Source organism: Pseudomonas sp. MWU13-2100 (assembly GCF_023242365.1).
Classification (GTDB): Bacteria; Pseudomonadota; Gammaproteobacteria; order Pseudomonadales; family Pseudomonadaceae; genus Aquipseudomonas.
Genome location: NZ_JALLIX010000003.1, coordinates 245323 through 258444, shown reverse-complemented (window position 1 = coordinate 258444; position 13122 = coordinate 245323). Strand labels below are relative to the sequence as shown.

General features: G+C 53.7%; 13 protein-coding genes and 1 tRNA gene. 8 read left to right on the top strand and 6 right to left on the bottom strand.

Going from position 1 to position 13122, the window contains the following annotated elements:
• Positions 1-172 precede the first annotated feature (172 nt).
• The gene (locus M5B99_RS04180) at positions 173-832 is read left to right on the top strand and encodes a hypothetical protein (RefSeq protein ID WP_248802777.1); all 660 of its coding nucleotides are present in this window, start codon (positions 173-175) and stop codon (positions 830-832) included.
• Positions 833-1216: 384 nt separating this feature from the next.
• Here M5B99_RS04180 and M5B99_RS04175 read toward each other — a convergent pair whose 3' ends face one another.
• The 4 genes from M5B99_RS04175 to M5B99_RS04160 all read right to left on the bottom strand — a co-directional run bounded on the left by M5B99_RS04175 (position 1217) and on the right by M5B99_RS04160 (position 3762).
• Complete coding sequence (locus M5B99_RS04175; protein WP_248802776.1) at positions 1217-1714, bottom strand: signal peptidase II; 498 nt, start codon at positions 1712-1714, stop codon at positions 1217-1219.
• A gap of 368 nt (positions 1715-2082) precedes the next feature.
• On the bottom strand, positions 2083-2439 hold the full coding sequence (locus tag M5B99_RS04170) for a hypothetical protein (RefSeq protein WP_248802775.1): 357 nt from the start codon (positions 2437-2439) through the stop codon (positions 2083-2085).
• Positions 2424-3206 (bottom strand): hypothetical protein, encoded by a 783-nt coding sequence (locus M5B99_RS04165; protein ID WP_248802774.1) that lies wholly within the window; start codon positions 3204-3206, stop codon positions 2424-2426. The genes M5B99_RS04170 and M5B99_RS04165 overlap by 16 nt, the downstream gene beginning before the upstream one ends.
• Positions 3207-3216: 10 nt before the next feature.
• The gene (locus tag M5B99_RS04160; RefSeq protein ID WP_248802773.1) at positions 3217-3762 is read right to left on the bottom strand and encodes a PAAR domain-containing protein; all 546 of its coding nucleotides are present in this window, start codon (positions 3760-3762) and stop codon (positions 3217-3219) included.
• A gap of 403 nt (positions 3763-4165) precedes the next feature.
• On the opposite strand from M5B99_RS04160, the gene M5B99_RS04155 reads away from it, so the two are divergent.
• The 3 genes from M5B99_RS04155 (at position 4166) to M5B99_RS04145 (ending at position 7753) form a co-directional block, all read left to right on the top strand.
• Complete coding sequence (locus M5B99_RS04155) at positions 4166-6820, top strand: pesticin C-terminus-like muramidase (protein ID WP_248802772.1); 2655 nt, start codon at positions 4166-4168, stop codon at positions 6818-6820.
• Positions 6820-7236: a hypothetical protein gene (locus M5B99_RS04150; RefSeq protein ID WP_248802771.1), complete on the top strand. Its 417-nt coding sequence runs from the start codon at positions 6820-6822 to the stop codon at positions 7234-7236. Before M5B99_RS04155 ends, M5B99_RS04150 begins: the two co-directional genes overlap by 1 nt.
• 181 nt (positions 7237-7417) lie before the next feature.
• Positions 7418-7753 (top strand): hypothetical protein, encoded by a 336-nt coding sequence (locus M5B99_RS04145; protein ID WP_248802770.1) that lies wholly within the window; start codon positions 7418-7420, stop codon positions 7751-7753.
• A gap of 332 nt (positions 7754-8085) precedes the next feature.
• Here M5B99_RS04145 and M5B99_RS04140 read toward each other — a convergent pair whose 3' ends face one another.
• Positions 8086-9102, bottom strand: a complete 1017-nt coding sequence (locus M5B99_RS04140) for an AraC family transcriptional regulator (protein WP_248802769.1) — start codon at positions 9100-9102, stop codon at positions 8086-8088.
• A gap of 133 nt (positions 9103-9235) precedes the next feature.
• Here M5B99_RS04140 and M5B99_RS04135 point away from each other — a divergent pair, with 133 nt between their 5' ends.
• From M5B99_RS04135 to M5B99_RS04120, 4 genes are all read left to right on the top strand, one after another.
• A complete protein-coding gene (locus M5B99_RS04135) occupies positions 9236-10156 on the top strand; it encodes an alpha/beta hydrolase (RefSeq protein WP_248802768.1) in 921 nt (306 codons plus the stop codon).
• A 4-nt stretch (positions 10157-10160) separates the two neighbouring features.
• Entirely contained in the window at positions 10161-11021 is an 861-nt protein-coding gene (locus tag M5B99_RS04130) for an SDR family NAD(P)-dependent oxidoreductase (RefSeq protein WP_248801144.1), read from the top strand.
• Between the two features lie 28 nt (positions 11022-11049).
• Positions 11050-11889, top strand: a complete 840-nt coding sequence (locus tag M5B99_RS04125) for an SDR family NAD(P)-dependent oxidoreductase (protein ID WP_248767584.1) — start codon at positions 11050-11052, stop codon at positions 11887-11889.
• Between the two features lie 645 nt (positions 11890-12534).
• The gene (locus M5B99_RS04120) at positions 12535-12813 is read left to right on the top strand and encodes a DUF3077 domain-containing protein (protein WP_248797085.1); all 279 of its coding nucleotides are present in this window, start codon (positions 12535-12537) and stop codon (positions 12811-12813) included.
• 165 nt (positions 12814-12978) lie between these two features.
• Here M5B99_RS04120 and M5B99_RS04115 read toward each other — a convergent pair.
• A tRNA-Leu gene (locus M5B99_RS04115) sits at positions 12979-13063 on the bottom strand.
• Positions 13064-13122 lie beyond the last annotated feature (59 nt).

Genomic DNA, 13122 nt, shown 5'->3' with positions numbered 1-13122 from the left:
CGGCCGGATGATCGTGGAACAGGTGGCCGGATGTGCGTGGACTGGGTGGCCGAATGGCGTGGAATCCGCAGATGAGGCTTAGTCGCTGCTGGCAAATATCTGAGGTCAACCATACTAGCGACCTAATCCCCCCAGACCGTTTTTTCTAGCTCTCCTGTCCACCAAGGCATACATGCTCACTGTACGCCCTCAGGCAGCTGGTATTTCAGGTGCGGCGTCAAGCCACCCTGCACTCGATATTGATGGAGATTTTATAGTGACCGATATTCAATGGGCTTTGCAGACTGCGTTCGATAATACCATCATCAAATACAGCTTTATCTTGAACAACTATTACCCTGCGCATAAGAGCACAGGTTTTACGGAGAGAAACCTGACCAATAATTTTGCCAGCGCGTTGGAGCAGGTGCTTGGTGACCAGGCGTTTGCATGGTACGAAGCGCCCTTAAGTGCTGAAAAAAAGCTACATATTGACGCGATAGTGTTCGATAAAGTCAGAAAAAGCTGCTTTCTCATTGAGTCCAAAAGGTTTTCAAATCTCAACAAGAAAATTGTCGAAACGAAGCACGATATTCAGCGAATGTCACATCAGCCTCACCACGAAATGCTGGAGCGCGGGCTCGGAGATTTCAAGATAGAGCACAGATACGCTGTCGTTCTCGTCGACATCTGGACAGAAGGCAAAGAAAAGAGATCAACCTATGTAGACTGGCCTGCTTGTCTCGACAGCGCCCCATATGAGATCACCTGTCGTAGCGGATTTGAAAGCCTTGCTACTGATGGACAGTGGAAGCAGAACTATAAAATCATGATGGCCGTCAAGAAGTTATAAGCATGCGACGGCGCTGTATGACGTGCATTCGCGGCGAAGGTTATGAGCGCCCAACCTGATCACCCGAGGTGCGTGGAACGTCAGCGCCTAGGGTGTCCAGATATTAAGCCGTCGTCACAATCATCCGCTTTTGACAGGAAGCTGAAGTGCAGCTAACGGCCGATTCTGTTGAAAAAATCGACCCGGGCTGACTGTCCATGCATTGAGCGGTGTAAACGTTCTTTGCACGCTCCTACGTGAAATCCGAGTCCTGAACCCTCTGCTCGAAACGCGGATTTCAATTTCAGACGCGTACTTTTCTGTCGTGAAAACCGAAACCGACTTTTTCAACAGAATCGGCCAAAAGCGGTCATAGCCATGCTTCAGAGGGAACACTCCAGTTACTTACGCTTTGCGGTGCCTTCTCAATTCATCCAATAGCAACACTCCGGCACCTACCATGATGGCAATATCGGCAATATTGAAAACACCGGTATGCACTGATCCAAGGTTGAGGATCAGATAGTCGACCACATGCCCCTCACGAAACACTCGATCAATCAGGTTAGAAGCACCGCCCAATGCAATGAAGTAGACCGCTGCTGCCTTGACCGGAGAACTAACCCAACATGCCAAGGCCCACCAGGTGGCCCAGCACACAAAGGCTGCCACACCGACGATAAAAATCAGCTGTTTCACCCCCGGTGCTAACCCCGCGCCCAGGCTCAGGAATGCTCCAGCGTTCAGGCTCAAGGCGATATTTAGCCAGGCGAAGCTACCGCCGAGTCTAAAACTGTCAGATTGCAGCGTAAGTAGTGCCTGTACCTTGACCCACTGGTCTAAAGCGATGAATCCCAAGCCGATCAGTACCGCAAAAAGCCGACTTCTCATTACCAGTTCCATGAACAATCCTTTTATTCATTCATAACGAGTACACAGCGATAGCTCGCATTTTCGGTAGCGGCGGCAAGATAGCGCAGCCTACCCGAGAGGTCCACCAATAGTAGGTTTATGCCATCCGATGAAGGCAGGCTGTTATCGCTGATGCAGAGTTAACCCAGATGCAGACTTAAAGCTGCTCCATCAGTGATCAACTCAAAGTCAGACCTGCTAATACTTACAACGCCAAGGCTTGGGTCAGCCAAATTTCGGTAGCCGGGTCAATTGGGTATCAGCGACAACAGCCAATCAATATGAGCAGAAAACAGCCAGAAATGGTCAGAGGCTTTTCATAATCTTTAGCGAGTCGCTGGTCCATTGTGCGTTCGGGTTCAAAGCCTGCTGGCGATTTCCTTCCAGATGTAGGCGTAGTTGTATCGCAGCCAGCGAACCAGCACTTTATCGAACTGCCTGCGAAACCAATTTCGCTTTCTTGCGGCCAGCCTTTCCTCTATCGAGACTCTGAGTATGTCAGGATCAAAGCCCGTCCATACCGGAGGCACAGCTGCTACAAGATTGGTGAAACACACCGGTGCGACCTCTGAATAAAGGATTTCGTACAGAATGTCAGGGGCGACGCCTCTGACCTTCTTCGCTACATAGTCATATTCGACTGGGAAATCGTTGAATGGCTCGGAGAGTGCGGCTCTGACCTTTGTCAGCTGTGGTTCAGTCAGAAGATGTCCCAATGTGTGAACTCCTCCAGCTCTTCATCCAGTGAGCTAGCCACCGCTTCGCCTGCGACACCGCCGGCGACTGTCCCAGCCAAGACAACTGCAATCGCACAAATGGGGGCAGCAGGGCCACAGATCGTGCTAACACCCATCCCTGCAAGGATACCGCCTACCGCACCAGCACCGGCGATGATGCCTTGGCGCGCCGCTTCTTTGGGTTTGTTTTCAGCATTCAATATTTGATAGGTCGCCAGAGCAGCCGTCACCAGAACGCCGAGTTTGCCCATGATCAGCATTTTCTTTGTGCCGGCCGTGAATCTGGCATTATCCCGGCCCGCAGATTCCAGAATGGTGTAGTGGACCTTGTTCTTTTCTACGTCTGAAAGGCTGTCGTAACCCTTTTGGAATAGGCTTTCAGAGTACATATCTAAAAGCGTTTTGAGCCCCCGTCCTTCTTTTTTCTTCCTTTGGACGATTGCCAAACCCTGCGCAGAGGTGAATTTGCGATGCTCCATCATGATTTTGTTTCGCATCTCATGACTGAACTTCACACCTTCTTGCGCCGTAATCTTTCCAGCCTTCACGTCATCGCGGGTTTGCTGGGATATGCGTTTAATGTTCTTGGTGTAGCTTGCCCTGATTTTTTCATCAGAGATGGCATCCAGAGAAAACCTCAGCGCCGTGCCCTCCATCAGTTCTAACGCCCTGTCGAGGGGAGAGTCTTGCAAGGCGTGCTCACGCTGAACGACATAGCTGCCGGTGACAATGTACGGCTCTGTCATAGGATGGTCCTTATCCTAAAATTGTGTTCAATAGGCTCTCGGTGAGAGAGGGGGCCTCTGCGGAGGCTTGCTCTTCAAACTTGAGCATCACGCAGGTCTTACCGGACAGATTCGAAAACTTAACGGCGTTATCTTTATTAAATACACCTGTCAGTGATGACCCGTCTTCGAAATGCGCGGTGCACGATAAGCCCTTATAGCTTTCGTCAGCGGGAATTCTGAAGCCGATCCAGCGCGCGTAACCAGCTAACGGCGCGGGAGGAATAAACTCGCAGGGTGTATGGGTATCGCCAATTATCACAGTCCCCGAACCACCAATCACAATACCGCCGTGTGTGCCTTCGGTATCGCTGGTCGCCGCATTCTTTCCGTTGATGAACACGGTCGCAGACAGCCCTGAAGAGAGCGCACTACCGCAAGTGCAGGTGTCGCCCTGAGTCGCTGCGGGAAGGCCGTCGAAGAACACGTCGGGTGATCCTGATGCGATAGGGTTGATACCGTGCCCCGGCAAAGGGCAACTGTATAGATCGCTTTTACGCGCTGCGGGCTTAGCCACTATGACCTCCTGTCAAAAATCCTTGTGAGCGTCATAACCTACCAGAACAGCGCGTCGATTAGGAGTCGTCGCAGCGATATACGTATGCCAACTCGGCGATCAGTGCCCACTAGGATTGATCGGAGCTAGAACCCAGAATGCACTACGAAACGCATAAAAACCGCTTTCCATGCGAAAGCCAACGGCCACTTTCGGCCAAAAGCGGTCATTTGAAGGCGTCTAGGAAACCCGGAGGGGGATTCAGGGTTGAAATCAAGTGGTGTGGTTGTCTTTCAGTATATTTTAGGACTTGTTCGGAGCTTCGCTAAGCCTTTACTATCGGCGCCCTTCGCAGACGTTACGGTCAAAACAGCTTGTTGAAATTAGCAGGCGGGCCAAAGGAAATGGATAGCAGGATTAGGTCATGGATAAGCAGAAAAAAGTCGAACACTGGGCATACCCATTCAAGTTAAAGGGGGCAGGTACACAAGGCTTTGAGGCGCAGGATCCACGGCAATACTACGAAGCACTGGCTAAAGCCCTTGGCGGGTTCTATCCGATGGCCACCAATGGTTCTTGGCATGGTGGTATTCATTTTGACAAAGGAACGGGTGATTTTCTCGACCAATCCTCAGTGCGCTGTATTGCCGACGGACAGGTAATTGCATATCGAATCGACGAGAGTGCCCCTATCACAGAATACTTCGGTGAGCATATGCGTGTTGTGCAAGCCCCCTATTCCAGAGGACTTGTACTGGTAAAACACCGACTCGAGCTGCCTAGCAATAATAGCGATCAAGTTAAGGACGCACCACCAGTCGGCGAGTTGACCTTCTACAGCCTCTACATGCATCTGCTTGATTGGGCAGGCTACCTGAAAGACGATGCTCCGCAGCCTGCAGCGTTCTTCGGCCCGATCACCTACAGCCCTAAAGCGGAAAAAGTGGTCGATCATTTTCTTGGAGCGAGCACCAGAGCTGGCGCCCCCGGAACACCCGGTCACCGTGTAAAAAATGCTCTCTTACCTAAAGGAGCAAAAATCAGAACCGCCGAATCAGCGCCGGCACCTAATGGGAAATGGAAAAAGCTGAGCGCAATTCTCGACGGAAATTCCTTTCCTCAAACTATCGGTGAAGCGTGGATTGATACCGGAGAACTAGAGGCCGTTGGCTCCGACACTTACCTAGTTTCCGTGCAATCCAATGACTACAACCCTGAGCTATTACCTGGTAAAGGGCTGAATGTCTACAGCACTGCAAGGGGTAAACAAAGAAACTCGATCACTGCCGTCCTACCGCAAGGGGTGAAATTGACTCTGGAAGAAGGCAGCGGCGAATACCGTAAGATCAGCACTTTCACTGAGGGCACCAGCACCTCCCCGCTGACAACTGAAAGTTCAAAGAATATCCACGGCTATGTGGCAATAAGCGCTTTGCAAGCCCAACCCAGCAAACCTGTGACCGATATCTTTCATTTGTTACCTGAACCTTACGACATCAAGGCCGGGGAAGTGGTCGGGCATCTGGGACCTTATCAAAACGCCAGTGTTAGTGAGGTAGAATCACTGTTGCATTTGGAGATTTTCAGTTGTGATGACGTGCCAGCATTCATCGGCAAAAGTCGGAGCCTCGCAAAGACTCTTGAGGAAAAACAGAAGCCGCTGCTAAAAATTCATAAAGGTGCGAGTCGACTGATTGAGCATAAGGACGGTATCAGCGCCCAAAATCCACCTGATATCTGTATGAAAGGCTCGATTGTTGGAGTTGACCTTATTGTTCCTCAAAGGGTTCTGGAGGATCTGCCAATCACCCATCAGTTGACCGATACTAAAACCTTTTCCGCAAATACACCTCCTCAAGTTACTCACTGGTGGCGCCTGGAAAATTTGCTGGCGGATGAAGAGGGTAAACCAATCAGCGGCTGGTTGGCTGAACAAGACTTGATCACCACTCGTCACAGCCCTTGGGAGTGGGAGGGTTTTGATTTCATCGAGGAGCATGGAAAACCGGTCGATCATCTTGCCCATCTTCTGGATGCCCGTCGCTTGCTCAGCGATGAAGAGCGAGAAAACTATCGTGCCAAAATCAGCCAAGCGGATACAGGCCCGATCAAGCAAAGACTTTACGACATCATCGATACCAACAAAGACAACAAATTCAGCCTCGAGGAAATCCACTTCGCGCTAGGTAAGCTCTGGCATGCCCAATCGATATCGCAACTGATGACGCGTTACGAAAGTGAATGGTTTTGGGACGCCGAGAAGTGGGATGAGCTTGACCCACTGCTAAATCACACACCTTCACAACCTAACTTGAACTGGGCCAACGAGAAGAAAAGAATCGAGAAATTATCATGGTGGAAAGATTCTGGACTGCCGGGTGATGGAAAGGCATGGCATTTTCACTTAGTGGGATTGCTCGGCAATTTCACCTGCCCGGCCGATGATAATGATTTGAAGTGGCTAAAAGTGCCTTGTGGTCAGTTGACTTTTGATGTCGAAGGTAATGACTTTGAGGATGCCGGTCATCCTTTGCATCGCTACTTTAGCCGAGTGGTGCATTGGCCACAGGGGGTGTCGGGGGTGACAGTCGGCCGTGGTTACGACTTAGGTCAACAAGCTGATCCAAGGACAGACTTAACCAATGCTGGAGTAAAAGAGCCGCTGCTGTCATGGTTGGTCGGGGCTAAAGGAAAGCAGGGGCAAGCAGCGAAAACATATTTGGACAGTGCCACCAAAGAAATCAGGCAGCATACAATAACGCGAAAACAGCAATACCTATTGTTTGCCAATACTTATGAATTCATGAGGGCAGATATTTTAAGAGTCTCCGGAACAATCAGCAACCAAGAAAAATACGGTGCCTTGCAATGGGATTCTATCAACAAAAAAATACAAGACATCATTATTGATCTTCGATATCGAGGCGATTACCACGTGTCGTCCAGAAAATTTATTCAAGAGCCGTTCGTTAAAAACAACCTAGAGAAAATCAAACAAGAAATATCTAGACAAAGCAACTGGGAAAGCGTGCCTCCGAACAGATTTTTCGAAAGAACCCGTTACCTGGAGAGTCAGTAATGCGTACTTTATATCCGATATCTTACATTATACTAGGGCTGGCTTGCCTGTCATCTGCAACAGCGGCCGAATTTGACTACAAGCGGGTCTATCAAGCTGATGCGGGGAAGATAGACAATTACATAGTTAGATATTTGAGATCCTTCGATTCTCCCTGCGTCAGAGTTCAAGCGCTCCTGCCCGGGGGGAAGGGGGAAATACTAAAAGAAAAAGAACTATGCTCTATTGATGGGAAAAGTTTCCTCGACGGGTTCACCCAAGTCGAGTTAAAAAAAGGTGAATTCAAGGAGGATAAGTTAATTCTCACTTTTGAAATAATGCCCCTTGAGCCAGCACCTGAATTCATTAAAAAATGTATTGTTCCATTCAAGGGCGGTGCGCCGCAGGATCTTGTCTGTGAAACGATAACGCCCTGACCTAAGGAAGGTCTGAAGTAGTCACCAATCCTCACGAGTGGCCGCTCCAGGCCGGTAACGGCCAGAAGCAGCCTCTGACCTTTGGCCCGCTTCGAATCGATTGTTTTCAAATGGCCAGCGGGGCGGTTAGAGTGTCGTCCCCCGGAATTGGATCCTGGGATTTCTGCCATGGAGTTGTTCAGTGAAGTACCTCAGTAAAGTTGTAGCCGGTGGTGTTTTCGGCCTGATTCTGGCGGGTTGCACCGGAGCCCCGATAACCTCGCCGCACTATGACAGCAGCCAATACATCGTGGTGGGTCACAGCGAAGCAACCGCCACTGGCCTGATGTTGTTCGGTGTGATTCCGATCCGCCAGAACAGCCGTTTCGTCCGCGCCCAGAACGCTGCAATCGAGGCCAAGGGGGGCGATGCGATGATCAATACGCAAGTGCAGGAAAATTGGTTCTGGGCCTGGGTCCTGAGCGGCTACACCACCAAAGTATCCGGTGATGTAATCAAGCTGAAAAACGTGCAGTAACTATCGCCCTGGCGGGTTCTGCCGGATCAAGATCGGTGCTGTCTCGACGCAGTTCATCATGCACTGGAACAGCCTTTGATCATCAGACTACCCATTAGCTCGAGCGACGCTACACGACGCAATCGGCCAGATCCCACGAGATCGCTCTCTTCCGAGTGACTGGCCGCTTGCGGCCGATGCTGTTGAAAAAAGTCGGCCCCCATTTCTGCGGCCGAGCGACTTTTTCAACAGAATCGGCCATCTGCAGCCACTCATAAAGGGCATGAAGTCCCAGGGCTGATCAGATACTGGCCTGCTCCCTAAAGCCGTCCTTACCTCCACGGACTCCCTGCTCAGTAAGGTTCCGAATTCAGTTGCCTGGCCTCATGGGGCGATCTTCCATTCCATTCCTTGAAGGCGCGAGTAAAGGCGCTGTGCTCCGAATAGCCCAGCAGCATGGCGATATCCACGATTTGCAGGCGTGGATCGCGCAGGTACGACAGAGCCAGTTCCTGGCGGACCAGGTTCAGTTCATGACGAAAGCTGGTACCGGCCTCTTGTAGACGGCGCTGTAGCGTGCGTGACGAGGTGCCCAGTTGGGGGCTTATCCGCTCTATACTCGGCTCACCTTTGCGCAGGGCATGGGTGATGACCTTGCGCAGCTGTTCCACGAACTCCTCTTGCTGTGGTAACTGCGCCAGTAGGCGATCCGCATGCTGTTCCAACAGGGAGACCAGCACCGGATCGGGGCTTTTTAAGGGCAACTCAAGCAGTTGCGCGGAGAAACGCAGGACCGCCTCGACCTGGCCGAAGCGTACCGGGCAGCCGAAGAAAGCTTCATACGGGCTGAGGTCGAGGGGCCCGGGGTGACTGAAATCGATCCGCAACGGATTGGCGGTGCCGCGCACTAAGGCACGGCAGAACTGCACGATGGCAACCATACCAACTTCGTTCACCAAGGGGCCGGGCTGATACTGGCTGACATCCCAGACCAGCTCGAACCAACCATCGCCGTCGCGGCGAGTCATGGGAATGACGTCGTATACCAGGCGAATGTAGCGTTCCAAGCGTTGCAGAGCTGTACCGAGATTATCGCAGGCCAGCAGCACCGATCCGAGCACACCGATATGCCGGGCGCTGATGGTTTGACCGAGGTGCAGTCCTAACAGTGGATCGTCTAATACTTGCGCCGCTCTCACCAACAAGCGATCCCAGCATTCCACGTTAACGCCGCCGGCCCCCTCTTGGGTAGGTGTGGGCCAGGGCTGGCCAAGTACCGACTCGGGCTCATGACCGAGCGCCTCCAGGTATTCATAAAGCAGTTGCACGTAGGTCTCTGGCACCACGCGCCGATACAAAGGCTGGCTCATCGGGCCTCTTTAGGCTGGTTGGCCTTTTGTTGTTTGGCGCAAAGTGTCAAGCGGGGCGTCGGATACCGTCAAGCCTTCCTTGCGGCAGCTGTCGAGAATGACGGCACCCCAGCCATTCCAGCAGATGCCGTTCATGAGCACGATCACCGATCTTTTCGCACCGGCGACAATCCAGTTCCTCTCCAACGGTTCGCGTTGTGTTGCCGACTTTTATCGCCCATTGGGCGCCGGACCTTTCCCGATGGTGGTGATGGCACATGGACTTGGCGGAACGCGCAAGATGCGTCTGCCTGCCTTTGCCGAACGCTTCGCCGCCGCCGGTTACGCTTGCATGGTGTTCGACTATCGCCACTTCGGCGACAGCGAAGGCGAGCCACGGCAACTGCTGGATATCGACCGCCAGCTCGAGGACTGGAAAGCCGCGATAGATCACGCTCGCCACCTCGCGGATGTCGACCCGCAGCGGATTGTTATATGGGGCACTTCGTTTGGTGGCGGCCATGTGCTGGCCACCGCCGCCGATGATGCCAGGGTGACCGCAGTCATCTCCCAATGTCCTTTCACCGACGGCCTGAGCTCCTTTCTGGCCACCGAACCCCTGGTGTCACTTCGACTCACCGTGTTGGCCTTGACCGACCGCATGGGCTCGTGGTTCGGCGCCAAGCCCATTCTTGTGCCGCTTACCGGTCAACCCGGAGATACGGCATTCATGACATCGCCGGATGCCTGGAGTGGCTATAACGGACTGATCCCGTCGGGTGCGCGTATCCGCAAAGAGGCCGCTGCGCGCTTTGCCTTGGACATCATTCGCTACTACCCAGGGCACAGCACGCCACGTATCCAGGTCCCCGTGCTGTTTTGCGTGTGTGATACCGACAGCGTGGCACCGGCGAAGCGGACGCTGCGTCACGCCCGGCGCGCGCCACGTCATGAGATCAAGCGCTATGCCCATGGGCATTTCGATATTTATGTGGGCGAAGCCTTCGAGCAGGTGGTGAGTGATCAACTCGACTTCCTCAAGCGCAACGTGCCAAGCATCCCAACGAAGAGATAAGAATATGTACCATCTTAAAGGCAAAGTGGTGCTGATCACCGGCGCAGCTGGCGGCATCGGTGCCGCCAGTGCACGCGAACTCTATGCGCATGGCGCCAGCCTTGTGCTAACCGATACCTCGCAGGAGGCGGTGGACCAACTGGCTCAGGAGTTCAATAGCCAACGTGTGTTGCCGCTGGCGTTCGACGTTACTGACGCCGAGGCGGCAAAGACAGTGGTGCGGCAGGCAGTTGAACACTTCGGCCGTCTCGATGTGGCCTTCGCCAATGCCGGCATCTCCTGGCGAGGTGTACCGGCGACCCTACGCACCTGCGACGAAGTGGAGTTCCGCCGCATCATTGAAGTGGATCTGTTTGGGGTGTGGCACACGATGCGCGCCGCACTGCCGGAAGTCGTGCGCAACCGGGGTCAGGTGCTGGTCACGTCGTCGACCTATGCCTACTTGAACGGCGTGGCCAACGCGCCCTATGCCGCGAGCAAGGCGGCGGTGGAGTCGCTGACCCGCTCGCTGCGCGCTGAGTTGAGTGCGACCGGGGCCAGCGCCAGCGTGCTCTATCCCGGCTGGACGGCGACCGCTATTGCCAAGGTTGCCTTCGGTGGCAACGCCATCGCCACCCAGATGAACGAGGCCCTATTGCCGGCCTTTCTGCATCGGGCGATTGCACCGGAAAAGGTGGCACGTGGCATGGTGCGCGGTCTGCAAAAGCGCCAGCCGCGCATCGTGGTACCGGCTCGCTGGGCGCCCATCTCCCTGATGCGGGGCCTGTTCAACGTTTTCACCGACTGGCATCTGGCACGCCATGCCCGCCTGCAAAGATTGCTCCACGAGTTGGAAGAATCCGTTCGTACCCAGACCCCAAGTTGATGTCCTACTACTTGCATAAGGTTCACACATGAAAAGCTACTCGCTGAACGGCCGCGTCATCGCCATCACCGGCGCCACAGGGGGGCTCGGCAGGGCCGCCGCGCAGGCACTGCGCGACAAAGGCGCGAAGCTGGTCTTGCTAGATCTTGATCTGGATAGCCTGAGCGTTATGGCTGCGGCGTTGGGTGGACCTGATGTCGCCGCCGGTTGGGTGGCCAACGTGCGCTCGATTGAGAGTCTGGAGACAGCTCTGAAGAAGGCTGCGCAGCACTTCGGCGCAATTGATGTCGTGGTCGCCGGCGCTGGCGTCAGCTCGGTGGTTGCCCTGGAGTACATCGATCCAGCCACGTTTGAGCGGGTCATCGATATCAACCTTAACGGCGTGGCCCGCACCTTCCGCGCTGCGCTGCCCTACGTTAAGGGGCGCCAGGGCTATCTACTGGCCATCTCGTCCATGGCCGCTTTCGTTCATTCGCCATTGAATACAGCCTACACCGCCAGCAAGGCTGGAGTTTGGGCCCTATGTAACAGCTTGCGCCTGGAGCTTCGTCAGCACGGCGTGGGCGTCGGATCACTCCACCCGACCTTCTTCCAGACGCCGATGATGGAGGCAGTCATCGCTGGGCCGTCTTCCACCCTAGTCTGGAACAATCATCAGGGGATCTGGCAGTTCGTAGCACTGGAGAGGGTGGTCACCGCCCTGGTGGAGTGCATTGAGCAGAGGCGTGACCTAGTGACGGTGCCACGCAGCCAGGGGCTGGTGGCGAGAGCGCCAGGCTTGCTACGCCGACTTATTGAGCGGATTGGCTTTAATGCTGGCAAAGTCGCAGAAGCGGTAAGACTCAGTGATGAAGGCAAGGTCTTGTGAGATCAGCGTAGCAGGTTGGACAAAGGGCCGCTTCTGGCCGATTCTGTTGAAAAAGTCGGTTTCGGTTTTCACGGCAGAAAAATACGCGTCTGAGATTGAAATCCGTGTCTTGAGCAGCGGGTGTAAGGACTCAGATTTCACGTAGCAGCGTGCAAAAATGACGTTTTCACCGCTCAATACATGGACCGTCGGTCCTGGTCGACTTTTTCAACAGAATCGGCCGAAGGCTGTCTTCGATTTTTGCAGTGGAAAGCTACGAATACGGAAATGGTGACTACGGAAATGGTGACGGATTTATTTTGGTCGCAGCCCAAGACGTCATCCCTGAATGATCGTAATGCACTTCGGGTAGATCGCCATCTAGCTTGGGGCTGTGAACGATCTTCTATGCCGACTGAAATTTTTCGACTTACATACCTCCGCCACTCACATTGCAGCTCCCTACTGTGCGCGCTACCTTTTCCCTGTCGCTGCCAATTCAGCGACCGGGCCTGGAAACCCGTGGAACAGAAGATAGGCGCATAGGCGCCATCATCGATTAGACTGCTGGCGCTTTCTTCTACGGTAGGAGTAGCGCATGAACGTTTCGACTCAAGAGCTTCAGCTTCAAGTCTCCAGCATCCACGCATTCGCTGGAGGTGCCCAATGAGCAATCCACCCACAAGCAAAACCCTAGGCGTCATCACCTTTTCCCAGTGTGGCTCCCAAGGACGTGAACTATTTCGCGTAAACCCTGGCGTTCCCATTCTGGAAGCCATGGAGCACGCCTCCCTCCTGCTCTATTGCGCCAAAGCACTTTCCCTCGATGCCGCCCTGGAAAGCGACGGCGAACGCTACGCTTGGGCATCGCATTACCTGGGCGAGATGGGTAAGGCCGTCATCGACGATTTGACGCAGGGAATGTTGCGCGGGGAGAGGGGTTAAGGACCGGGCGATCCTCGATTGATGTCGGGATTGGCGGCGGCGCACGGCAGGCTCACCGCGTTATCGTTCTTCGCGAGCAAGCTCGGCTCCTACAGGGATCGTGGTGCCTTTCGCTTTTCTGTAGGCGAAAAAAAAGACCTTGAAATTCAAGGTCTTTTTTTAAGATGGTGCCCCGAGGGAGACTCGAACTCCCACTCCTTTCGAAAACGGATTTTGAATCCGCCGCGTCTACCAATTCCGCCATCAGGGCTCAATGGCGGCGAAGTATAGAGACGTGTTTACCGTTGGTCAATCGGCTTTCGTGGTCAA

Coding starts and splice junctions, on each gene's coding strand:
- M5B99_RS04155 (WP_248802772.1), top strand. CDS start 4,166: ATGGATAAGCAGAAAAAAGTCGAACACTGGGCATACCCATTCAAGTTA.
- M5B99_RS04180 (WP_248802777.1), top strand. CDS start 173: ATGCTCACTGTACGCCCTCAGGCAGCTGGTATTTCAGGTGCGGCGTCA.
- M5B99_RS04175 (WP_248802776.1), bottom strand. CDS start 1,714: ATGGAACTGGTAATGAGAAGTCGGCTTTTTGCGGTACTGATCGGCTTG.
- M5B99_RS04130 (WP_248801144.1), top strand. CDS start 10,161: ATGTACCATCTTAAAGGCAAAGTGGTGCTGATCACCGGCGCAGCTGGC.
- M5B99_RS04125 (WP_248767584.1), top strand. CDS start 11,050: ATGAAAAGCTACTCGCTGAACGGCCGCGTCATCGCCATCACCGGCGCC.
- M5B99_RS04165 (WP_248802774.1), bottom strand. CDS start 3,206: ATGACAGAGCCGTACATTGTCACCGGCAGCTATGTCGTTCAGCGTGAG.
- M5B99_RS04150 (WP_248802771.1), top strand. CDS start 6,820: ATGCGTACTTTATATCCGATATCTTACATTATACTAGGGCTGGCTTGC.
- M5B99_RS04135 (WP_248802768.1), top strand. CDS start 9,236: ATGAGCACGATCACCGATCTTTTCGCACCGGCGACAATCCAGTTCCTC.
- M5B99_RS04140 (WP_248802769.1), bottom strand. CDS start 9,102: ATGAGCCAGCCTTTGTATCGGCGCGTGGTGCCAGAGACCTACGTGCAA.
- M5B99_RS04120 (WP_248797085.1), top strand. CDS start 12,535: ATGAGCAATCCACCCACAAGCAAAACCCTAGGCGTCATCACCTTTTCC.